The organism is Streptomyces sp. NPDC041713 (genome assembly GCF_055591085.1).
The window spans coordinates 24,936-45,905 of record NZ_JBVIZY010000013.1; the positions used below are offsets into that span (position 1 = coordinate 24,936).

General features: G+C 73.2%; 22 protein-coding genes. 14 read left to right on the plus strand and 8 right to left on the minus strand.

Annotation, left to right across the window (positions count from 1 at the left end):
* Positions 1-14: 14 nt before the first annotated feature.
* Positions 15-203 carry a hypothetical protein gene (locus ACZ6CV_RS30675; protein WP_355814872.1) on the minus strand — a complete coding sequence of 63 codons (189 nt, stop codon included), beginning with the start codon at positions 201-203 and terminating at the stop codon, positions 15-17.
* 208 nt (positions 204-411) lie between these two features.
* Between ACZ6CV_RS30675 and ACZ6CV_RS30680 the strand changes: the two genes are divergently transcribed.
* The 3 genes from ACZ6CV_RS30680 (at position 412) to ACZ6CV_RS30690 (ending at position 3,554) form a co-directional block, all read left to right on the plus strand.
* Positions 412-1,002 (plus strand): peptidase, encoded by a 591-nt coding sequence (locus ACZ6CV_RS30680; protein ID WP_469254257.1) that lies wholly within the window; start codon positions 412-414, stop codon positions 1,000-1,002.
* A 370-nt stretch (positions 1,003-1,372) separates the two neighbouring features.
* Positions 1,373-2,314 carry an EamA family transporter gene (locus ACZ6CV_RS30685; RefSeq protein ID WP_469254486.1) on the plus strand — a complete coding sequence of 314 codons (942 nt, stop codon included), beginning with the start codon at positions 1,373-1,375 and terminating at the stop codon, positions 2,312-2,314.
* A 250-nt stretch (positions 2,315-2,564) separates the two neighbouring features.
* Positions 2,565-3,554 carry a DMT family transporter gene (locus ACZ6CV_RS30690; RefSeq protein ID WP_469254259.1) on the plus strand — a complete coding sequence of 330 codons (990 nt, stop codon included), beginning with the start codon at positions 2,565-2,567 and terminating at the stop codon, positions 3,552-3,554.
* Between the two features lie 80 nt (positions 3,555-3,634).
* Here the strand turns inward: ACZ6CV_RS30690 and ACZ6CV_RS30695 are convergent, their stop codons facing one another.
* Positions 3,635-4,351, minus strand: coding sequence for a pyridoxamine 5'-phosphate oxidase family protein (locus ACZ6CV_RS30695; RefSeq protein WP_469254261.1), 717 nt, complete (start codon positions 4,349-4,351; stop codon positions 3,635-3,637).
* A gap of 122 nt (positions 4,352-4,473) precedes the next feature.
* On the opposite strand from ACZ6CV_RS30695, the gene ACZ6CV_RS30700 reads away from it, so the two are divergent.
* Complete coding sequence (locus ACZ6CV_RS30700; protein ID WP_469254263.1) at positions 4,474-5,805, plus strand: aminotransferase class I/II-fold pyridoxal phosphate-dependent enzyme; 1,332 nt, start codon at positions 4,474-4,476, stop codon at positions 5,803-5,805.
* 34 nt (positions 5,806-5,839) lie between these two features.
* Here ACZ6CV_RS30700 and ACZ6CV_RS30705 read toward each other — a convergent pair whose 3' ends face one another.
* Entirely contained in the window at positions 5,840-6,880 is a 1,041-nt protein-coding gene (locus ACZ6CV_RS30705) for a DMT family transporter (RefSeq protein ID WP_469254264.1), read from the minus strand.
* Between the two features lie 74 nt (positions 6,881-6,954).
* Between ACZ6CV_RS30705 and ACZ6CV_RS30710 the strand changes: the two genes are divergently transcribed.
* The gene (locus tag ACZ6CV_RS30710; protein ID WP_469254266.1) at positions 6,955-7,857 is read left to right on the plus strand and encodes a LysR family transcriptional regulator; all 903 of its coding nucleotides are present in this window, start codon (positions 6,955-6,957) and stop codon (positions 7,855-7,857) included.
* Between the two features lie 51 nt (positions 7,858-7,908).
* Here ACZ6CV_RS30710 and ACZ6CV_RS30715 read toward each other — a convergent pair whose 3' ends face one another.
* Complete coding sequence (locus ACZ6CV_RS30715) at positions 7,909-8,394, minus strand: pyridoxamine 5'-phosphate oxidase family protein (protein WP_469254268.1); 486 nt, start codon at positions 8,392-8,394, stop codon at positions 7,909-7,911.
* 121 nt (positions 8,395-8,515) lie between these two features.
* On the opposite strand from ACZ6CV_RS30715, the gene ACZ6CV_RS30720 reads away from it, so the two are divergent.
* Positions 8,516-9,160 carry a cysteine hydrolase family protein gene (locus ACZ6CV_RS30720; protein ID WP_469254270.1) on the plus strand — a complete coding sequence of 215 codons (645 nt, stop codon included), beginning with the start codon at positions 8,516-8,518 and terminating at the stop codon, positions 9,158-9,160.
* 52 nt (positions 9,161-9,212) lie between these two features.
* Here ACZ6CV_RS30720 and ACZ6CV_RS30725 read toward each other — a convergent pair whose 3' ends face one another.
* Entirely contained in the window at positions 9,213-9,668 is a 456-nt protein-coding gene (locus tag ACZ6CV_RS30725) for a Rieske (2Fe-2S) protein (protein ID WP_469254272.1), read from the minus strand.
* A gap of 70 nt (positions 9,669-9,738) precedes the next feature.
* A complete protein-coding gene (locus ACZ6CV_RS30730; RefSeq protein ID WP_469254274.1) occupies positions 9,739-11,943 on the minus strand; it encodes a S9 family peptidase in 2,205 nt (734 codons plus the stop codon).
* Positions 11,944-12,007: 64 nt separating this feature from the next.
* Between ACZ6CV_RS30730 and ACZ6CV_RS30735 the strand changes: the two genes are divergently transcribed.
* From ACZ6CV_RS30735 to ACZ6CV_RS30765, 7 genes are all read left to right on the plus strand, one after another.
* Complete coding sequence (locus ACZ6CV_RS30735) at positions 12,008-12,832, plus strand: HipA family kinase (RefSeq protein WP_469254275.1); 825 nt, start codon at positions 12,008-12,010, stop codon at positions 12,830-12,832.
* Positions 12,829-13,227: a DUF3037 domain-containing protein gene (locus tag ACZ6CV_RS30740; protein WP_362370620.1), complete on the plus strand. Its 399-nt coding sequence runs from the start codon at positions 12,829-12,831 to the stop codon at positions 13,225-13,227. Before ACZ6CV_RS30735 ends, ACZ6CV_RS30740 begins: the two co-directional genes overlap by 4 nt.
* Before the next feature lie 148 nt (positions 13,228-13,375).
* Positions 13,376-14,137, plus strand: a complete 762-nt coding sequence (gene fabG, locus ACZ6CV_RS30745) for a 3-oxoacyl-ACP reductase FabG (protein WP_362370617.1) — start codon at positions 13,376-13,378, stop codon at positions 14,135-14,137.
* Between the two features lie 25 nt (positions 14,138-14,162).
* The gene (locus tag ACZ6CV_RS30750; RefSeq protein WP_362370614.1) at positions 14,163-14,918 is read left to right on the plus strand and encodes an SDR family oxidoreductase; all 756 of its coding nucleotides are present in this window, start codon (positions 14,163-14,165) and stop codon (positions 14,916-14,918) included.
* A gap of 137 nt (positions 14,919-15,055) precedes the next feature.
* The gene (locus tag ACZ6CV_RS30755) at positions 15,056-16,663 is read left to right on the plus strand and encodes an ABC transporter substrate-binding protein (RefSeq protein WP_469254278.1); all 1,608 of its coding nucleotides are present in this window, start codon (positions 15,056-15,058) and stop codon (positions 16,661-16,663) included.
* 127 nt (positions 16,664-16,790) lie between these two features.
* On the plus strand, positions 16,791-17,474 hold the full coding sequence (ung, locus tag ACZ6CV_RS30760; protein WP_362370609.1) for a uracil-DNA glycosylase: 684 nt from the start codon (positions 16,791-16,793) through the stop codon (positions 17,472-17,474).
* A 133-nt stretch (positions 17,475-17,607) separates the two neighbouring features.
* Positions 17,608-18,111 carry a hypothetical protein gene (locus tag ACZ6CV_RS30765; RefSeq protein ID WP_469254280.1) on the plus strand — a complete coding sequence of 168 codons (504 nt, stop codon included), beginning with the start codon at positions 17,608-17,610 and terminating at the stop codon, positions 18,109-18,111.
* 64 nt (positions 18,112-18,175) lie between these two features.
* Here ACZ6CV_RS30765 and ACZ6CV_RS30770 read toward each other — a convergent pair whose 3' ends face one another.
* Both ACZ6CV_RS30770 and ACZ6CV_RS30775 read right to left on the minus strand, forming a co-directional pair.
* Positions 18,176-18,664 carry a hypothetical protein gene (locus ACZ6CV_RS30770; RefSeq protein ID WP_469254282.1) on the minus strand — a complete coding sequence of 163 codons (489 nt, stop codon included), beginning with the start codon at positions 18,662-18,664 and terminating at the stop codon, positions 18,176-18,178.
* 280 nt (positions 18,665-18,944) lie between these two features.
* Positions 18,945-19,538, minus strand: a complete 594-nt coding sequence (locus ACZ6CV_RS30775; protein ID WP_469254284.1) for a TetR/AcrR family transcriptional regulator — start codon at positions 19,536-19,538, stop codon at positions 18,945-18,947.
* 130 nt (positions 19,539-19,668) lie between these two features.
* Between ACZ6CV_RS30775 and ACZ6CV_RS30780 the strand changes: the two genes are divergently transcribed.
* Positions 19,669-20,859, plus strand: a complete 1,191-nt coding sequence (locus tag ACZ6CV_RS30780) for an FAD-dependent monooxygenase (RefSeq protein WP_469254285.1) — start codon at positions 19,669-19,671, stop codon at positions 20,857-20,859.
* The last annotated feature ends 111 nt before the right edge of the window (positions 20,860-20,970 follow it).

Consider the following 20,970-nt stretch of genomic DNA (forward strand, 5'->3'; position numbering starts at 1 on the left):
CGAGCCGGCCCGCCTCACCCGACCCGTCGTATCACCGCCGCGTCGAAGAGGTCCGACGCCCGCGGGTACGGGCTCTCGTCGTGGCAGTGCCAGGCCTCCCAGAACAGGTCGGCGGGCAGCGCGTCGTCGGGTGCGTACACCCGGTAGACGTACTGCCTGCCGTCGACCGCCGGCAGGGCGACCATCCAGCACCTGTGCCCCATGCCAGTGAGACGTGTGGCGCCGGGCCGTGGTTGCGGACCGATGGGGGACGGGACGGCGCGCGGCAAGACGGCGCGCGCCCCGGAGGGCGAGAGGTCGGATCTCATCCGTAAGGAGGACAACCAACGCACGCTTGCCCAACCTGTGTCGGACGCCAAGATGCTTCCCGCCGCCGATGCATATGCCGCCGGGGGTTGATGGGGTGGGAGAGTGCAAAGCCGTACCCCGCCCGGCGCCGAACCCGGCCCGACCCGAGCAGAATCCGACTCCAGACTCAGCGCGGAGCTGGCGTCCGTCGTGGCCGGCGCGCGCCGGCGCGCGGTGCGGGACGGGGACCGGCAGATCGACACCGCGCACCTGTTGCACTCCCTGATGGAGACCGACCCCGAGGTGCGCGCCGTCTTCGAGAGCGGCGCGCAGGCGGTGCGGGTCCTCGGCTACCTCGTCCAGCGCAGCATCGGCTACGGCCTGCGGTGGCAGGGGACGGTGGAGGACTCCGGCGCGGTGCCGGTGGTGTCCTCCGTGGCGGAGGCGGGCTGGTCGCCCGCGGCCGGTACGGCGATGGACGTGGCCCTGGAACGGGCCGAACTGCGCGGCGAGGCGCGGGCCATCGGCATGGACCTGCTCGCCGGCCTCGTCGCCGACCCCGACTGCCGCGCCGTCGAGGTCCTCGGGCGGGCCCGGGTCGCCGTCGACGTGCTGCTCGGGCGCATTGAGGCGGGGTGCCGGCAGTACGCGTCCGGCGGCCATGGGTTCGCCGGGGGGCGGGCGGAGCCCGAGGGGCGGGACGGCGGCTGCTGAGCGCGGCCGCGGTGTGCGGCACCGGTGCCGGCGAAGTTCTACGTGGATGAGGGTCGGTCCTGGTGAGGGGCCGGCCTTTCGTGGGTTCGGGGCGCCTGCGGCGAGCTCGTGGCGTCCGCACCGTGAGACAGGGGTCTAAGAGGGTGACGGTCATGACGTCGCCTGCCATGATGTGCCGGTGCAAGCGTCTGACGGGATACAGGAGAGCCGGGCGAGCCTGAGGAGCCACGGCGATCGGGCCGACCGAGGCGGCCGGGGCAGCCACGACGGCCGAAGGGCCCAGGGCGGTACGGGCGACCGCGGCGGCGAACCGCGCGGCGGCGAACGGAGCGGTGGCCAGGGCAAGAGCGGCCGGGGCGTCGGCCTCGCGCTGGCCCTGGTCTCGGCGGTCGCCTTCGGCGGCTCCGGTGTCGCGGCGAAACCGCTGATCGAGGCGGGACTCGACCCGCTCCATGTGGTGTGGCTGCGGGTGGCGGGCGCCGCCCTGGTCATGCTGCCGGTGGCCTGGCGCCACCGCGGGCTGTTGCGGAGCAGGCCCGCGCTCCTCGTCGGGTTCGGCCTCCTCGCCGTCGCGGGCGTCCAGGCCTGTTACTTCGCGGCCCTCTCCCGTATCCCCGTCGGCGTCGCGCTGCTGATCGAATACCTCGCCCCCGCGCTCGTCCTCGGCTGGGTGCGCTTCGTGCAGCGCCGCCCCGTCACCCGGGCCGCCGCGCTCGGCGTCGTGCTCGCCGTCGGCGGGCTCGCCTGTGTCGTCGAGGTGTGGTCGGGGCTGAGCTTCGACGCCGTCGGGCTGCTGCTCGCACTCGGCGCCGCCTGTTGCCAGGTCGGCTACTTCGTCCTGTCCGACCAGGGCAGCGACGCGGGCGCGGACGCCCCGGATCCGCTGGGCGTCATCGCGTACGGGCTGCTCGTCGGCACCGCCGTACTGACCGTCGTCGCACGGCCCTGGGGCATGGACTGGTCCGTGCTCGCGGGCGACGCCGACCTGGACGGCTCGTCCGTTCCGGCCTGGGCGCTGCTCGCGTGGATCGTGCTGATCGCCACGGTCGTCGCGTACGTCACCGGTGTGCTGTCAGTGCGCAGGCTCTCGCCCCAGGTGGCCGGCGTCGTCGCCTGCCTGGAAGCGGTGATCGCGACCGCGCTCGCCTGGGTCGTCCTCGGCGAGCACCTCTCCGCGCCGCAGGTCGTCGGTGGCGCGATCGTGCTCGTGGGTGCGTTCATCGCCCAGTCGTCGGCGCCGTCCGAACCGGTCGTGCCGGGGGTGGTCCCGGACTCCGAAACGGAGTTGTCGCGCAGCGGAGGCCCGGCCTAGGGTGCCGGACATGCATTCGCGCGCACTCGTTCTTCCGCCCCCCGCCGCTTAGCGCGGGGCGCTCACGGATCTCGCCCGGGCCTGTGACGGCCGGGGCGGAACGGTGCTGCCCGCAGACGGAGCCAGTCATCCCTCTCTGCTGCGGAGAATTCACGTGTCACATCTGCCGAGTACGTCCGGCGTGCCTGTCGGCTCGCCTTCCGTTTCAGCTGTCTCAGCCGTCTCTTCTGTCCCATCCGCCGTGCCCTGCGTGCCCGTCGCGCCCGGGCTGTCCGTCGGGCGGGGACTGCTCTTTCTGATCGTCGCCGGTACCGCTTGGGGCACCGCGGGTGCCGCCGCCGCGCTGGTCTTCGGGGCCGGCGACATGGGGCCGATCAGCCTCTCCTTCTGGCGTTGCGCGGGCGGGTTCGTACTGCTGCTCGCGGCCCGCGCTGCCGGGCGGTGGGGGCGTCAGGGGCGTCGTGGGCGGCGGGGGCCCGGGAGGACGGTGCCGGGTGCGGCGGCCGCTCGAGTGCGCCAGGTCGTCGTGACGGGCGTCGCCCTCGCCGTGTTCCAGACCGCCTACTTCGCGTCCGTCGAGGCGACCGGCCTCGCGGTCGGCACCGTCGTCACGATGGGATCGGGTCCCGTCCTCATCGCGCTCGGCGCGCGGCTGACGCTGGGGGAGCGGCTCGGGGGCGGCGGTGCCGTCGCGGTCGTGGGCGCGCTCGCCGGCCTCGTCGTGCTGGTGCTCGGGGGCGCCGACGGCGGGGCGGGCGCGACCGTGCGGCCGGTGGGCGTGGTGTGGGGGCTTCTCTCCGCCGCCGCGTACGCCGCGATGACGCTGCTCACGCGGCGGTGGGGACGGTCCGGCGGTGCCGACTCGTCCGACACCACGGTCTGGGCGTTCGCCGTCGTCGCACTGCTCCTGCTGCCGCTCGCCTCGGTGGAGGGGCTGCTGCCGCACACCGCCGAACCCCTCCGGGTGGGCGGCTACTTGCTGTACATCGCCGCCGTACCGACTGCGGTCGCCTACGCGCTGTACTTCGCCGGGGCCGCCGTCGTGCGCTCCGCGACCGTCTCCGTGATCATGCTCCTCGAGCCCGTGGGCGCGGCGGTCATCGCGGTCGTCCTGCTCGGCGAGGCGCTGACGGCCGCGACCGTGGTCGGCACGGCGCTGATGCTGGCCGCGGTGACGGGCCTCGGTGTCGCGGAGACGCGGAGCGCGGTGGCGGAACGGCGGGGGGCCGCGCCCGCGTAGGGGGGGAATGGGGCCGCGCCCTCCCGCGACGGTGTGACGACGCGAGGGCGCGGCGCTCCCAGGAGCCGATCGGTGTCAGCTCAGCGCTCGGTCAGGTAGGCCGGTACGTCGATGCCCGGGGCGAGGTCCTCCGAGGGGATCAGGGCGTCGTACCCCTTGCGGAGGGGGACCACGCCGGCCCAGTAGGGGAGGTCCATGTCCTCCGGCTCGTCGTTCGGGCCGCCCGTGCGCGCCTTCGCCGACACCTCGTCGAGGTCGAGGCGCAGGACGGCGGTGGCCGCGAGCTCCTTGGCGTCGGCCGGGCGCGAGTCGGCCGCGCGGCCCGGCACGACGTGGTCGACGAGGGCGTCCAGGGCGGCCCGCTTCTCCTTCGGGTCCGTGACCTGGTGGGCGGTGCCGTGGACCACCACGGAGCGGTAGTTGATGGAGTGGTGGAAGGCGGACCGGGCGAGCACCAGGCCGTCGACGTGGGTGACCGTCAGGCACACCTGCAGGCCCGGGTCCTCCTGCTCGGCGGCGGGGGCGGAGCCCGCCATCCGCAGCGGCCGGGACCCCGTCGAGCCGTGCACGTAGAGGCGGTTGCCCACCCGCGCGTAGAGCGTCGGCAGCACGACAGGGGCGCCGTCCCGCACGAACCCGAGGTGGCAGACGTAGGCCTCGTCGAGTATCGCGTGCACCGACGCGTGGTCGTACGCGGCGCGCTCCCGCGAGCGGGTGGGGACGGTGCGGTCGGTGGGCGTGTAGGCGGCGCTGTCCTCCGGCCCGGGGGCGGTGCTGCTCGGCGTCGACGTCTGCATGGTGCTCTCCCTGTACTGGTACTTCTTGCTGCTGCTGAAGCCGTCGCTCCCACCCCGGGCTGGTCCTGCTCGGTACTGCGCCCGCTTGCGAGGAGCTATTGCATTAGTGCATAATCTGCTTTGTGCTAGGAGAGTATCGGATCGAAGGTCGGCGCGCAGCCGAGATTGCGGCCAGCGTCGAGCGGGCCGTGGGGGAAGGCGGCCTCGAACCGGGGCAACTGCTGCCGCCCATGCGAGAGTTGGCGGCCAAGCTCGGGGTGAATCCCAATACCGTCGCGGCCGCCTACCGCACGCTGCGGGAGCGGGGCGTCATCGAGACGGCCGGGCGGCGCGGCAGCCGCGTGCGCCCGAAGCCCGCCACCACCACGCGCGAACTGATCCGGGTGGACGCGCCACCCGGGGTGCGCAACGTCTCCCAGGGCAATCCGGACCCCGAGCTCCTGCCCCCGCTCACCGCCGCCTTCACGGCCGCCGCGGCCCAGGCCGACCACCACCCCGTCCTCTACGGGGAGGCGGCGGTGGACCCGGAACTCGAACGCCACGCGCGAGCCGCCTTCGACGCCGACGGGGTGCCCCGCGCACCGCTCGCCGTCACCTCCGGATCGCTCGACGCCATCGAGCGGGTGCTCGCCGCCCACCTCAGGCCCGGCGACGCGGTGGCCCTGGAGGATCCGGGCTGGGGGAGCCTGCTCGACCTGGTCCCCGCACTGGGGCTGCGCCCGGTCCCGGTGGGCGTGGACGACGAGGGGCCGCTGCCCGCCGACATGGAGCGGGCGCTGGCCTCCGGCGCGCGGGCGGCCATCGTGACGGACCGCGCACAGAACCCCACGGGCGCCGCCGTCACCGCGCCGCGCGCGCGTGCCCTGCGCGAGGTGTTCGCCGCGCACGCGGACGTGCTGCTCATCGAGGACGACCACGGCCACGGCATCGTCGACCTGCCGCTGCACCCGCTGGCCGGGTCGACCCGCAGCTGGGCCCTCACCCGCTCGACCGCCAAGGCGTACGGGCCCGATCTGCGGCTCGCCGTCCTGACCGGCGACCCCGTCACCGTCGACCGGGTGCAGGGGCGCCAGCGGCTCGGCCCCGGCTGGGTGAGCCGGCTGCAGCAGCGTGCCGTGGCGCGGCTCTGGGCCGAGGGCGCGGTCGACGCGCGCGTGGTGGCGGCGTCCTACGCGCGGCGCAGGGACGCGTTGATCGCCGCGCTCGCCGAGCGGGGCGTGGTCGCGTACGGGCGCAGCGGCATGAACGTCTGGGTGCCCGTCCCGGACGAGACGGGGGCGGTCGCGCGGCTGCTGCACGCCGGCTGGGCCGTGGCGCCGGGCGCGAGATTCCGGCTGGGTACGCCGCCCGGGGTGCGGATCACCGTGGCGGCGCTCGGCGACGACGACATCGTCGCGGTGGCGGAAGCCGTCGCCTCCGCCACCGGGCCCGCTCCGGCGCGCCGCTACGACTGACGTGGTGCGTCGCTAGGGCTGGTGCGGTGCGTCGCTACGACTGGTGCGGTGCCGCCCGGTCGGTGGGGACCGCCTCGGCGCGCGCCCGCGGCCTGGACTGGGTGAGCGCCGCGCCCGCCAGGACGATGACCGCGCCCACCGGCGTCGACCAGCTCAGCGACTCGCCGAGCACGGCGACGCCCGCCGCGGTCGCGATGACCGGGACGAAGTACGTGACCATCTGGGCGGTGGTCGGGCCGACCTCGGCGACCAGCGCGTACTGCAGGAGGAAGGCGACCCCGGTGCCGAGGGCGCCCAGCGCCGCGATCGCCAGCAGCGGCACGACGGGGAAGTGCGTCGGGAAACTCGTGAACAGCGGGGTCACCACGGCCAGTTCGACGGTCGCGACGAGGAGCTGGGCGCCGGCCAGTGCGAGGCTGGAGTGTCCGGAGCCGGCCAGCGTGCGGCGCACGTAGATCCAGCCGACCGGGTAGCTGAGCGAGGCGAGCAGCGCGAGCGCCGTACCGCGCAGATCCAGCCCGCTGAAGCCCTGCCACGCGCCGAGCACCGTGAGCACCCCAAGGAAGCCGATGCCGAGGCCCGCGACGCGGCGCCGGGAAGGCCGGTCCTCGGAGAGCGCGACGACGGAGAGCGTCATGCCCCACAGCGGCGACGTCGCGTTGCAGATCCCGGCGAGCGTCGACGGGATGGTGAGCTCCGCGTACGCGAACAGCGAGAACGGCAGGGCGTTGAGCAGGAGGGCCGCCACCGTCAGATGCAGCCAGGTCCGTGCGTCGCGGGGCAGGCGCTGCCGCTTCACCGCGAGCACGGCGACGATCACGACCGTGCCGAACGCCAGTCTCCCCAGGGTTACTTGGAAGGGCGCGTACCCTTCCGTGCCCACCTTGATCAGCAGGAAGCTGAAGCCCCAGATCAGGGAGAGGGCGCCGAAGCGGATGCGCCAGTCGAGGGCGGGGGAGGCGGGAGGGGACGCGGGCGTCGCGGAGAGGTCGGCGGCTGCGGCTGTGGCTGGCGCTGGGGCTGCGACTGCAGCTGTGGCGTGCGGCGATCGGGGAGGCGGGGGCGCGGTGGTCATGCGTTCACGATGGACCCCGGCGATCTCGTAGCACAAGCGAGATTCTGTGCCCGGTATCCCGTAGCATCGCTTACATGTTGAATCTGGAGCGGCTGCGTACGCTCGACGCCCTCGCCCGGCACGGTTCCGTCAGCGGAGCGGCCGCGGGCCTGCACGTCACGACGTCCGCGGTCTCCCAGCAGATGACGAAGCTGGAGCGCGAGGTGGGGCAGCAACTCCTCGCGAAGAACGGCCGGGGAGTGCGCCTCACCGATGCCGGACGGCTGCTCGCCGAGCACGCGGCCCGGATCCTCTCGCAGGTCGAACTGGCCCAGGCGGACCTGGAGGAGCAACGCGGCAAGGTGGTCGGCGAGCTGCGGATCTCCGCGTTCCCCACGGCCATGCGCGGCCTGATGCCCGCCACGCTGTCCGCGCTGCGCGCCGAGCACCCCGGGCTGCGGGTGGGCTGCCACGAGATGGAGCCGACGCCGGCCGTCGCCGCCGTGGTGCGCGGTGACATCGACATGGCGATCGTCCTCGACTGGTACAACAAACCGTTGCCGATCCCGGACGGACTCGTCAAGGAGCCCCTCCTCGACGACCCCGCGGACATCGCGATGCCCGCCGCGCACCCGCTCGCCGACCGCGCGGAGGTGGATCTGGAGGAGTTCGCGGACGACGAGTGGATCACCTGGGCCGAGGGCGAGTTCTGCCACGAGTGGCTGATGTTCACGCTGCGCGGCAAGGGCATCGAACCCCGTGTCGCGCACCGCGCGGAGGAGCACCACACGCAACTCGCGCTGGTGGCCGCCGGGTTGGGCGTGTGCGTGGCGCCGCAGCTGGGCCGCGACCCGATGCCGGCGGGCGTCCGCACGGTCCCGGTGCGGCACCGGGTGCGGCGTCATGTGTACGTGGTGTGGCGCGCGGACGCCGACCGCCGCCCGTCGATCAGGGCGGCGGCGGAGGCGCTGAGAGGGGCGGGGGCCGGGTTGCGGTAGCCGGTGGGGGAGGGGAGGCGGGCCGGAAGGGTGGCCGCGCTGGGGCGCGCCTCAGCTCGTCTCGCCACGCCCGATCGAGGCCAGTTTCCGGAAGTCCCAGGACGCGACGGCGTCCGGTGTCAGCCGGATCCACGCGTGGCGGCCGTCGTGCGGCATCTCGGTCAGGCCGAAGACCTTCTGGGCGAACAGCCGCTCCGGCGCGTCGAGTTCGGGACACGGTTCGCCCGTGCGCGGTGCCTCGCCGACGAACTCCACCGTGCCCGAGAGCTCCACGCCGCGCAGCTCCCCGTACTCCTCGCCGGTGTCCACCACCACCGCGATCCGCGGCTCCTTGCGCAGGTCGGACCAGCGCTTGCTGCGGGTGATGGAGTACAGCCACATCGAGGTGCCGTCCCACGCGAACCACAGGGTGCTGACGTGCGGGGCGCCGTCCGCGGACACGGTCGCCACCCGGCAGGTGCGTTCCGAGGCGAGGAACGCGTCGAGCTCCTCCGGCGTCATCATGATCCTGCGGCCCCGGCGCTGCGTGACGGCCATGTTTCCTCCCAAGTCCCGGCTTTTCCAGGCATGCTGACTACGCGTCAGGAAATGATGCGGGGTCTTCCTTCGTGACGCAATGGCCGTTAGCCTCGCGCGGATTCCGCGACCAGGAGGAGCCATGCCGTCGTACGAACAGCTCAGGGAACTCCTCGACCCCGCCACCACGGCCTTGCTGACCGTCGAGTGCCAACAGGGCGTCGTCGGCACCGAGAGCGCCCTGCCCGAACTCGCCGCGGAGGCACGGTCGTCGGGCGCGCTCGGTAACGTCGCACGGCTGGTGACCGCGGCCCACCAGAGCGGTGTCCAGGTCCTGCACGCGGTCGCCGAGCGGCGGCCCGACGGGCGGGGCGCCAACCACAACGCCCGCCTCTTCCGCGCCGCCGAACGGCTGCCCGTACAGCAGCTCTCGGGTACCGCGGCCGTACGGATCGCGCCGCCCATCGAGGTGGCCGACGAGGACTTCGTCGTACGCCGGCTGCACGGGCTCTCGCCCCTCGCGGGCACCGACGTCGACCCCCTGCTGCGCAACCTCGGCTGCCGCACGCTGCTGGTCACCGGGGTCTCCGCCAACGTGGCGATCCCGAACGCCGTGTTCGACGCCGTGAACCTCGGCTACGCCGCCGTCGTGCCGTCCGACGCCATCGCCGGTGTCCCCGCCGACTACACACCCGTGATGATCCGCAACACCCTCGCGCTCGTCGCCACCGTCACCACCACCGAGGAGGTGCTGGCCGCCTGGAAACGCCCGGGCCGGACCGGTTAGGCGCTAGGCGTTACACATCAGGCAATAGGCGTCAGGCATCAGGCCTCAGGCGTCAGGCCAGCTTGATGGAGCCGCCCGTCACGGTGATCCGCGCGGCGGGCAGCGGTTTCGGGGCGGGGCCGTCCTTCACGCTGCCGTCGGCCACGTCGAACTTGCTGCCGTGGCAGGGACAGTTGACGGTGCCGTCCGAGACGCTCGACACCGGGCAGCCCTTGTGGGTGCACCGGTTCGAGAACGCCTTGAACTTGCCCTCGGTGGGCTGGGTGACCACCACGCCCGCGTCCTTGAAGATCTTGCCGCCGCCCACCGGGATGTCCGACGTCGCGGCGAGCACGGACCCTTCGGCGGCCGCGTCACCGTCCGGTTCCTGCGCGCCCGCGGGTTCGGAGGCGTCCTTGTCGTCGCCCGCTCCACAGGCCGTGAGGGCGGCGGCGAACCCCGCGGCGCCGAGCGTGGCCACGACGGTACGGCGACAGGGCCCGCAGGCCGTCTCTTCGGAAGTCGTCATGGCCATGGGTACGGAGCCGCGGGCCCCGATGTTCACCCGCTCAACGTTTTCCGTCCGCTTCCGTCCGCGTTCACCCGCTCACCCGCTCACCCAGATGCGCGTCCAGGAAGTCCCGTTCGAGACGGAGCAGGTTCGCCACCTGGTCCTCGCCGCTCACCCGGTGGCTCGCGCCGGACAGCGGCAGCACGGTGTGCGGGCGGCCCGCGGCCAGCAGCGCCGAGGAGAGGCGCAGCATGTGGACGGGGAAGACGTTGTCGTCGGACAGGCCGTGCACCAGCATCAGCGGCCTGCTCAGCCGGTGCGCGTGCGCGACCAGCGAGCACCTCTCGTACGCGTCCGCGCGCACGTCGGGATGGCCGAGGTAGCGCTCCTTCCAGTGCGTGTCGTAGAGGCGCAGGTCCGAGGGGGCCGCGCCCGCCACCGCCGCGTGGAAGACGTCGGGCCGGTGCAGCACCGCGCCCGCCGCCAGATAACCGCCGAACGACCACCCCCGGATCCCCACCCGCGCCAGGTCCAGGTCGGGGTACAGCTCCGCGGCGGCGTGCAGCGCGGCCACCTGGTCGTCGAGCACCGGCGTCAGCTGGTCGCCGTGCACGGACGTCTCCCAGTCGGCGCCGCGCCCCGGCGTACCGCGCCCGTCCGTGACGAGCACCGCGTACCCCTGCTCGGCGAACCACTGGGCCACGACCGTCCACCACGCGCGCGCGTGCACCACGATCTGCATCCCCGGACCCCCGTAGGGGGAGAGCAGTACGGGCAGCTTCCCGGAACCCGGCTCGTGCCAGGACGGCAGGTACAGCGCGCTGCGCAACTCCCGCGCGCCGAGCGTGAGATGACGGGGGCGCGGGGTCACGACCGGTTCCTCGGCGTGCACGGCGATCCGTCCGACGGGCTCGCCCTCGCGCAGCACGGTCACCGTCTGCCCGTCGGGAGTCCTGCTGTCCAGGACCACGGTGCCGCCCCCGACGGCCGCCGTGTGCACGCCGGGCCCTGCACTGATCTGTCGCGGGGCCCCGGTCTCCCGCGCCCCGAGCCCCAGGTCGAGCGACCAGACATGGACCTCCGTGGGCTCGGTCGACGCGGTGAACCAGAGGCGTTCGTCCGTGACGGCAAGCACCTCACGTATCTGCAGACCGCCGGGCGTCTCCGTCCCGCCGGCCCGGAGGCCACGCGTGCCGCCCGCCACGTTCCGGGGCAGCACGAGAGCGCCGCTTCCCAGGCGTACCGGCGTGCCGGGCAGCAATTCCAGCCAGGCGGGGTCGTGTCGGTCCCCGCACCGCCGGGTCTCGCCGGTCTCCGGGTCGACCGCCAGGACGTGGATCGTGCGCTGGTCGCGGGTCTGCACCGTGACCAGCGGGCCGTGGCCGTCCCAGTGCGCCGTCGGGACGTAGTCGAAGGCGTCATCCGTCCAAGCGTCGTCCAGCCGCGCGTCGTCCGTCCGCGCGTCGCCCGTCCGTGCATCGTCCGTCCGCGCCTCGGCACCGTGATCCGCCGCGCGCTCCGGAAGGTTCACCCGGACCCGGGTGCCGGCGCCGGTGCCCGCCGTCCGCACGATGTGCAGCGACGTCTCGGCGTTGGCGGTGCCCGCCGCCGGATAGCGGACCGCCCGCGGCGGCGACAGCGGCTGAGCCGGGTCCGAGAGCCACCAGACCTGGACCGGTGTGACGTCCACCCGCGCCACCAGCAGCGCGTCGCTCCCGGGCGACCACCAGAAGCCGCGCGACCTGCCCATCGACTCGGCGGCCACATGGTCGGCGAGCCCGTACGTGACCTCCTCGCTCTCCGGCTCCGCGAGCGCCCTGTCCCCCGTGCCGTCGACGCCGACCACCCGCAGGGCGCCCCCGGAGACGTACGCGACCAGGGACCCGTCCGGCGAAGGGCGCGGGTCGACCACCGGGCCCGCCGTACGGATCCGACGCGGCACCCCACCGTCCGTGTCCACCACCCACAGCGCGCCGCCCAACGCGAACGCGGCCACGCGCGCCTGCCGGTCGGTCGCGAAGGACGCGACTCCTTGTGACGCCTCCCGCGCCCGCTCCCTGCGGACGCGCTCCGCCTCGGGCACCGGCCCCGTCGCGCCCAGGAACAGCGGGTCGGCCAGCAGGCGCTCGGCCCCGTCCTCGTACACCCACAGCCGGGCCACCGGATCGTCCCCCGCGGTCGACCGCAGGAACAGCACGCGGGCGCCGTCCGGCGAGACCGTGAAGCCGCGCGGCACGCCCAGCGAGAAGCGGCGCGTGCGCGCGAACTGGCGAGGAAGATCCAAAGCGTCCATGGCGGGCACTGTAGGCAGCTCCGCGCGTGATCGAACAGGGTGGAACCCGCAGTAATCTGGGGCGATGCTCAGCGAAGTCACCGCGGTCCGCTACGTCACGCCCCTGCGGGAGGGCGGCTCGCTGCCGGGGGTCGTCGAGGCCGACGACCACGGCACGTACGGGACGTACGTCATCAAGTTCACCGGCGCGGGACAGGGGCGCAAGACGCTCGTCGCGGAGGTGATCTGCGGCGAACTCGCCCGCAGGCTCGGTCTGCGGGTGCCGCGGCTCGTGGGGATCCGGCTCGACCCGGTCCTCGGGCTCGGCGAGCCCGACGAGCGCGTGCAGGAGCTCCTCAAGGCGAGCGGCGGCCTCAACCTCGGGATGGACTTCCTGTCGGGCGCCCTCGGCTTCGATCCGCTCGCCTTCCACGTCGGGCCCGCCGAAGCCGGCCGGATCGTCTGGTTCGACGCCCTGATCAACAACGTGGACCGCTCCTGGCGCAACCCCAACCTGCTGCGCCTGCACGGCGACCTGTGGCTCATCGACCACGGGGCGAGCATGATCTGGCACCACAACTGGCGCACCGCCGCGACCGCCGCCGCCAAACCGTACGACGCGTCGGACCACGTCCTGGCCCCCTACGGGCCCGACATCGAGGCCGCCGCGGCCGAGCTCGCCCCCCTCGTCACCGAGGAGCTGCTCACCGAGGTCGTGGCCGAGGTGCCGGCGCCGTGGCTGACCGACGAGCCCGGCTTCGACACGCCGGACGACGTGCGCCGCGCCTACGTGGCGGCCCTGCTGCCGCGCGCCGCGACCATCCACGAGCGGATCACCCTGCCGGACACGGAGCCGAAGACAGGGCCGGAGACCGAGTCGAAGACCGAGCCGAGGGGCGCCGCCAAGTGACCGAGCAGACCACGCCCGCACGGGACGTCTTCGAGTACGCGCTGGTGCGCGTCGTGCCGCGCGTGGAGCGCGGCGAACAGATCAACGCGGGGGTCGTGGTCTACTGCCGCGCCCACTCCTTCGTGGCCGCCCGCACCCACCTCGACGAGGCCAGGCTGCGCGCCCTCGACCCCGCGGCCGACGTGTCCGGGATCCGGGCCGCGCTCGGCGCCGTCGAGCGGATCTGCGCGGGCGGCGAGGGCGCGGGGCAGGCCGCGGGCGACGACGCCGGACGGCGCTTTCGCTGGCTGATCGCGCCGCGTTCCACGGTGGTGCAGCCCGGCCCCGTGCACACCGGCCTGACCGCGGATCCCGGGGCCGAGGTCGACCGTCTCCTCGACCTGCTCGTGAGGTAAAGCGTCACACCTGTCCGGTGGGCCGTTGACACCCGGTGCCAGGGCTTCTAGCGTCTCGTCCAGCTGAAGGTACTAAGCGGTCGCTCACCATCGGGGCGTACCGTGGGCCGCACCCCAAGAGCCGTATCCAAGGGCGAGGAGAACCAGCATGTCCACCACTGAGCAGCGCGTCGCTGTCGTGACCGGTGCAGCGCGAGGCATCGGAGCGGCGACCGCCGTACGGCTCGCCGCCGAGGGCCGCGCCGTGGCCGTCATCGACCTCGACGAGGCCGCCTGCAAGGACACCGTCGCGCAGATCACCGCGGCCGGTGGCAAGGCGATCGCCGTCGGCTGCGACGTGTCCGACGAGGCCCAGGTCGAGGCCGCCGTCGCCCGCATCGCCGAGGAGCTCGGCGCGCCCACCATCCTCGTCAACAACGCCGGTGTGCTCCGCGACAACCTCCTCTTCAAGATGAGCGCGACCGACTGGGACACGGTCATGAACGTGCACCTGCGCGGCGCCTTCCTGATGTCCAAGGCGTGCCAGAAGCACATGGTGGACGCCAAGTTCGGCCGCATCGTGAACCTCTCCTCGTCCTCCGCGCTCGGCAACCGCGGCCAGGTCAACTACGCCGCCGCCAAGGCCGGTCTGCAGGGCTTCACCAAGACCCTCGCCAAGGAGCTCGGCAAGTTCGGCGTCACCGCCAACTCCGTCGCCCCCGGCTTCATCGTCACCGAGATGACGAAGGCCACCGCGGAGCGCGTCGGCATGGGCTTCGAGGACTTCCAGGCCGCGGCCGCGACGCAGATCCCCGTGCAGCGCGTCGGCCGCCCCGAGGACATCGCCAACGCCATCGCCTTCTTCACGGGCGACGCGGCCGGCTTCGTCTCCGGTCAGGTCATGTACGTCGCCGGCGGTCCGCTCAACTGACCCGGAAAGCTGGAAGGCGAAGATCATGGCTGTGCAGGACAGTGGGAAGGTCGCGCTCGTCACGGGCGCGAGCCGCGGCATCGGATACGGCGTCGCCGAGGCGCTGGTCGCCCGCGGCGACCGGGTCTGCATCACCGGGCGCAACGAGGACGCGCTCAAGGAGGCCGTCGAGAAGCTCGGCTCGGAGCGGGTCATCGGCGTCGCGGGCAAGGCCCACGACGAGGCCCACCAGGCCGTCGCCGTCGCGCGCACGATGGAGGCGTTCGGCCGGGTCGACTTCCTGGTCAACAACGCGGGCACGAACCCGGTCTTCGGCCCGATGGCCGACCTCGACCTGAACGTGGCCCGCAAGGTGTACGAGACCAACGTCATCTCGGCGCTCGGCTTCGCCCAGCAGACCTGGAAGGCCTGGCAGAGCGAGAACGGCGGCGCGATCGTCAACATCGCCTCCGTCGCCGGCGTCGCCCCCTCGCCGTTCATCGGGGCGTACGGAATGAGCAAGGCCGCCATGGTCAACCTCACCCTGCAGCTGGCGCACGAGTTCGCGCCGAAGGTGCGCGTGAACGCCATCGCGCCCGCGGTCGTCAAGACCAAGTTCGCCCAGGCGCTCTACGAGGGCCGCGAGGAGGAGGCGGCCGCCGCCTACCCGCTCGGCCGGCTCGGTGTGCCGAAGGACATCGGGGGCGCCGCGGCGTTCCTCACGTCCGTGCAGTCCGACTGGATCACGGGCCAGACACTCGTGGTCGATGGCGGCATCTTCCTCAATGCGGGCGTCGGCTGACGAAGGCCCCACACCCGTGCAGTACGCCGCTTTCGGTGACGTACACACACATCAAGTGCCCTGTCGGCGTCCGTAGTTGGGCCGGCGGGGCACTGCGATATTGTCTCCCGATTCCATGGCATGGCCGATCGAGGAGCGTGCGCGTGTTCAGTGAAGTTCCCGCAGCCAGGCGGACCAGGGGTCTGCGACCGGTGGCGGCGATCGCGTCCATATCCCTGCTGGCCGGGTGCGGCGTGCTGTCCTCCGAAGGATCGGACGACGAGGAACAGATCACCGTCGGCACGATGAGCGCGCCCAGCACCCTGGACCCGGCCAAGGCCTGGGACAGCTCCTGGGAGCTGTACAGGAACGTCTTCCAGACCCTCCTGAGCTTCCCGTCGGGGGCCACCGAGCCCGAGCCGGACGCCGCGGAGTCCTGCGAGTTCAAGGACGCCACCAGCACGGTCTTCGTCTGTGAGCTGCGCGAGGGCCTGACGTTCTCCGACGGGGACAAGCTGGACGCGGCGGCCGTCAAGTACTCCTTCGACCGGATGCGGACCATCGCGGCCAAGGGCGGACCGACCGGACTGCTCGGCTCGCTCGACAAGGTCACGACCAAGGGCGACCGGACCGTCGTCTTCCGCCTCAAGAAGGCCGACGCGACGTTCCCGTTCGTGCTCGCGACGCCGGCCATGTCGATCGTCGACCCCGGCGAGTACCCGGCGGACAAGCTCCGCGAGGGCGCCGAGATCACCGGTTCCGGCCCGTACACCCTGCAGTCGTACGCCGCGAACGACAAGGCCGAGCTGGTCAGGAACGACCACTACGAGGGTGCGGCGGACATCAAGAACGACGCCGTCACCATCCGCTACTTCCAAAAGTCGTCGGCCATGATCGACGCCCTGAAGAACAAGCAGATCGACGTGACCTTCCGCGGCCTCGCCTCCGAGGACATCGTCGCGATGCAGGGCCGCGGCCGACGTGAACAGGACATCGAGCTCGTCGAGGGCTCGGGCACCGAGATCCGCTACCTGGTGTTCAACACCAAGGACCCCTGGGCGCGGAAGCTGCCCGTCCGGCGGGCCTTCGCGCAGCTCATCGACCGGGGCGCCATCGCCCACAAGATCTACAAGGACACCGTCGAACCGCTGTACTCGATGGTCCCGCGCGGGCTCACGGGCCACGCCACCGGCTTCTTCGACAAGTACGGCAACCCCAGCGTCACCAAGGCGAAGAAGATCCTGAACGACGCCGGCATCCACCAGCCGGTACCGCTCACCCTCTGGTACACCACCGACCGCTACGGCTCGGCGACCGAGCCGGAGTTCGCCGAGATCAAGCGGCAGCTGGAGAGCTCGGGCCTGTTCAAGATCACGCTCAAGAGCCGCCCCTGGACGCAGTTCCAGGAGGGGTACAGCAAGGGCGAGTATCCGGTGTTCGGCCGGGGCTGGTTCCCCGACTTCCCCGACGCGGACAACTTCATCACGCCGTTCGTGGGCCCGAAGAACGTCCTCAACACGCCCTACCCGTCCAAGGAGATCACCGACGAGGTGCTGCCGCGCGAGCGCAGGGAGGCCGACAGGGGCGCGGTGATCGACCAGTTCGAGCGGGCGCAGGAGATCCTCGTCGACGACGTCAGGCTGCTGCCGGTGTGGCAGGGCAAGCAGTACATCCTCTCCAGCGAGGAGATCGCGGGCGGCGAGCGCGCCCTCGACCCCTCGGCGATCATGATGATGTGGGAGCTGCAGCGCAAGACCAGCTGGTAGCGGGAGGGCACGGGGCGGGGCGAGCGGCGGCCGCCCCGCCCGCGGTGGGTCGGGCGGCCGAGTGGATTGTCAGTGGGCGCCGGTAGGTTCTGGGGTGAGAAGTGATCGCACCCCGGAGGTTGTTGACGTGACCGACATCGCCATGCTGCCCGCGTCCTGGCGCGGAGTCCTCGGCGAAGAGCTGCAGAAGCCCTATTTCAAGGAGCTCACCGACTTCGTCGAGGAGGAGCGGGCGAAGGGCCCTGTCTATCCTCCGCGCGAGGAGGTCTTCGCCGCGCTCGACGCGACGCCGTACGACCGCGTGAAGGTCCTGGTCCTCGGCCAGGACCCGTACCACGGCGCGGGCCAGGGGCACGGTCTCTGCTTCTCCGTGCGCCCCGGCGTGAAGACGCCGCCCTCGCTGCGGAACATCTACAAGGAGATGCGGGAGGAGCTCGGCCACCCGGTGCCGGACAACGGCTATCTGATGCCGTGGGCCGAGCAGGGCGTCCTGTTGCTGAACGCGGTGCTGACGGTCCGCGCGGGCGAGGCCAACTCCCACAAGGGCAAGGGCTGGGAGAAGTTCACCGACGCGGTGATCAGGGCGGTGGCCGACCGCCCCGACCCGGCCGTCTTCGTGCTCTGGGGGAACTACGCGCAGAAGAAGCTCCCGCTCATCGACGAGGAGCGGCACATCGTGGTCAAGGGCGCGCACCCCTCGCCGCTCTCCGCGAAGCGGTTCTTCGGCTCGCGCCCCTTCACGCAGATCAACGACGCCGTCGCCGCGCAGGGGCACGAGCCGATCGACTGGCGGATCCCGGACCTCGGCTGATCGGCCCGTCACCGGCCTGGCCCAGCGTCACGCGTGAGCGCCCCGCCCCCGACCGAGCCTGACCGTGATTGTCGGCGGGGGCGGCTAGCGTCGTGGGGGAGGGGGCGATGGCCGTACGACCACGGAGGACCCGGTGACGGAGCAGCAGGAGCACACGGCGGAAGACGCGATGATGACCCGGATCGGGCAGGCGGTCATGCTGCACCACGGCGGCGACCGCGAGGAGGCGCAGGACCGCTTCCTCGGCCTGTGGGGGGAGATCGGCGAGGACGGCGACCCGCTGCACCGCTGCACGCTCGCGCACTACATGGCGGACACCCAGCTCGACCCCTCCGACGAACTGGCGTGGGACCTGCGGGCGTTGTCGGCGGCCGACGAGCTCACCGGCGCCCGGCTCACCGACACGCGGCTCACCGAGCACCACGGGTCCCTCGCGGTGCGCGGGTTCTACCCCTCCCTGCACCTCAACCTCGCCGCCGACTACGTGAAGCTCGGCCGCCCGGAAGCGGCCCGCAGCCATCTGCGCCGGGCGCGCGGCGCGGTGGGAGCGCTGGAGGACGACGGCTACGGGCGGGGCATCAAGCAGGCCATCTCGCGCCTTGAGGGTGAGGTGGGGGAGGGCAGCGAGGTGGAGTAGGGGAGGCGGGGCTGGGCTGTGGGGCTGGGGTGTGGGAGGGGGTCCCGTGCCGAGGTCGCGCGGGTCAACGTCCGTATGTCTTGCGGCAGATGACGGCCTGCGGGCTGTCGGGGTGCCAGTTCCCGTACGCCTCGCCGAGCGCGCACACGTCGGCGCCCGACACGGCGGGGGTCGTCTTTGGTGCGGGGCGGGTGGCGCCCGCGTCCGGGCGGGGCGCGGGGGGCTTGCGCGCCGGTGCCGGAGGTGGGGGCGGGGACGGCGGGTGGTGGCCGGGAGCGGGGGCGTGGGCCGCCGGTGCGGCTTCGGGGGTCGCTGCGGTGCGGTGGACGGGGCCCCGGGGCGGGTCCATGCGTTCCAGGGCCTCGCGGGCCGGGGCCTGCACCACGCGCGGGCGGCCGCTTCCGTCGGCGCGGGGTGCGGGAGGTGAGGCGGTGGCCGCGGCGGCCCCCGACCTCGTCGGACGCTCGACGCTCACACACCCGGAGGCGGTGGCCGCGACGGTGGCCGAGACGGCGACGGAGACGAGGAGCGCGGTGGTGGTCGATCGATGCACCCGCGCAACTCTGCTGCGTCCGGCCCACGTTGGCGTACGAAGAGGGTGAGGTTGCCCCGCACGGGTGAGGGCGGGGAGGCCGACGTGGACCCGCTGGGCGGGGAGGCCGACGTGGACCCGCTGGGCGGGCGTCGGGGCGGGTGCCGGGGAGGGAGCCGGCGTGGGTTCGGGCCGAGCGCTGAGGGCGGGACCGAACAGGGCGGGGCCGAACAGGCCGGGGCCGGCGGCGATCCTCGCCACCCGGAGAGGCGGGGCCGTGCCGCGCCCGGCGCGGCTGGGCTCAGTCGTCCAGCATCCCCCGCAGCAGCTCCCCCACTCCCCGGCGGAGCTCCTCCCGGGTCGGCACCGTGGAGTGGTACGACCCCGCCACGCACGAGAACATCAGGCCGTCGCACCACGCGACCAGCGAGAGCGTGTGCAGCTCGGGGGTGGCCGACCCCGCGGCCCGGAGCAGGGCTTCCAGGGGCTGCCGGAACTGGGCGCCCGCCGCGTCGTAGTAGGCGCGCAGCTCCGGCCTGCGGGTCGCCTCCAGCGCCAGTTCGTAGCGCGCGACGAGCAGGCGGCGGTGGTCGCCGGTCAGATAGCGGTGCAGGGCGAGGGCCAGACCCGCGGCCAGCTGGTCGCGGCCGGCCGCCGGGGCCGGCATCTCGGCGGGGTTCAGCACCTCCGCCTCGCGTTCGGCCAGCCGCCGTACCGCCGTCTCCAGGAGGGCGAGCCGGGTGCGCGCGTGGTTGGACGTGGAGCCCTGCGGCAGCCCCGCCGCCTCGTCGACGGCGCGGTGGGTGAGGCCGCGCATGCCGCGCTCGGCGAGCAGGGCGAGGGCGGCGTCGGCGATGAGTTCGGTGCGGGGGGCTCCCGTGCTGCGTGCGGCCATGACGGAAACCCTACCTCCTTCACTACGGATGTAGTACGGTCGTTCCGTCGCCTACTACAGTTGTAGTGAGCGCGTCTCGCGGGGCGCCTCCCGCAGGGCGCGTCGGGCACGGCACGTTGGAGGAGGACCCATGAACCAGCAACCCCACGCGGTCGTCATCGGCGGCGGCATCGGCGGGCTCACCGCGGCCATCGGGCTGCACGAGGCCGGATGGTCCGTCACCGTCCTCGAACGCGCCGCCTCCCTGGAGCCGGTGGGCTCCGGCATCGGACTCGCGCCCAACGGCCAGCGCGCCCTGGACGTCCTCGGCCTCGGCGACCGGGTGCGCGCCCTGGCCGCCTGGCAGGGCGACGGCGGCATGCGGGCCCAGAACGGCCGCTGGCTGGTCCGCACGCGCGCCGACGACGCCGAGGCGGCGCACGGCGGGGCCCTGGTGATGCTGCACCGCGCCACCCTCGTCGACCTGCTGGTCTCCGTGCTGCCCGAGAAGGCGCTGCGCACCGGTGTCCGGGCCCGCCTCGCGGATCCCGGCACCGCCACCCGGCGCGCCGTGGTCCGCACCGACGACGGGGACATCGAGGCGGACCTCGTCGTGGGCGCCGACGGCATCAACTCCGCGGTGCGCGCGGCCCTCTTCCCCGCCCATCCGCGGCCCGTGTACGCGGGCTTCACCGCATGGCGGTTCGTCGTGCCCGCCCCCGCCGAGCCCTTCGCGCCGCACGAGACATGGGGCCGCGGCGGGGTATGGGGCACGCAGCCGCTCAAGGACGGCCGGGTGTACGCGTACTGCACCGCGCGGCTGCCCGAGGGCGGCCGGGCGCCCGACAGCGAGAAGGCCGAACTGGAGCGGCGGTTCGGCGACTGGCACGACCCGATTCCCCGGCTGCTCGCCGCCGTGCGGGACGAGGACATCCTGCGCAACGACGTCCGTCATCTGACGGCGCCCCTCGCCGCACACCACCGGGGCCGCGTCGCCCTGGTCGGCGACGCCGCGCACGCCATGACGCCGAGCCTCGGCCAGGGCGGCAACCAGGCGATCGAAGACGCCGTCGTCCTCGCCCACCACGCGGCCCCGGGCGCCGACCTCGGCGCGGGGCTCGCCGCGTACAGCGCGGCACGGGTTCCGCGCACCACGGACATCGTCCGCAGGGCGGCGCGCGCCGCCCGCGTCACCCACCTGACCTCGGCCCCGATGATCGCGGCGCGCAACACCTTGGTCTCGACGGCGGCGAGGATCGCCCCGGGTTCCGTACTGCGCAGCTTCTCCGCCATCACGAACTGGCGTCCCCCGCAGGCCTCTTGCGCCTCGAACGCCCAGTAGGCCGACGGGCGCCGGCAGAGCCGGTCGCTTCTGCGGGCAGCGGGTCCGCCCCTCGGGGCAACGGGGTCTGCCCCACGGTCTCCTGACGGGGTGATCGCGGCCTTCTACGGT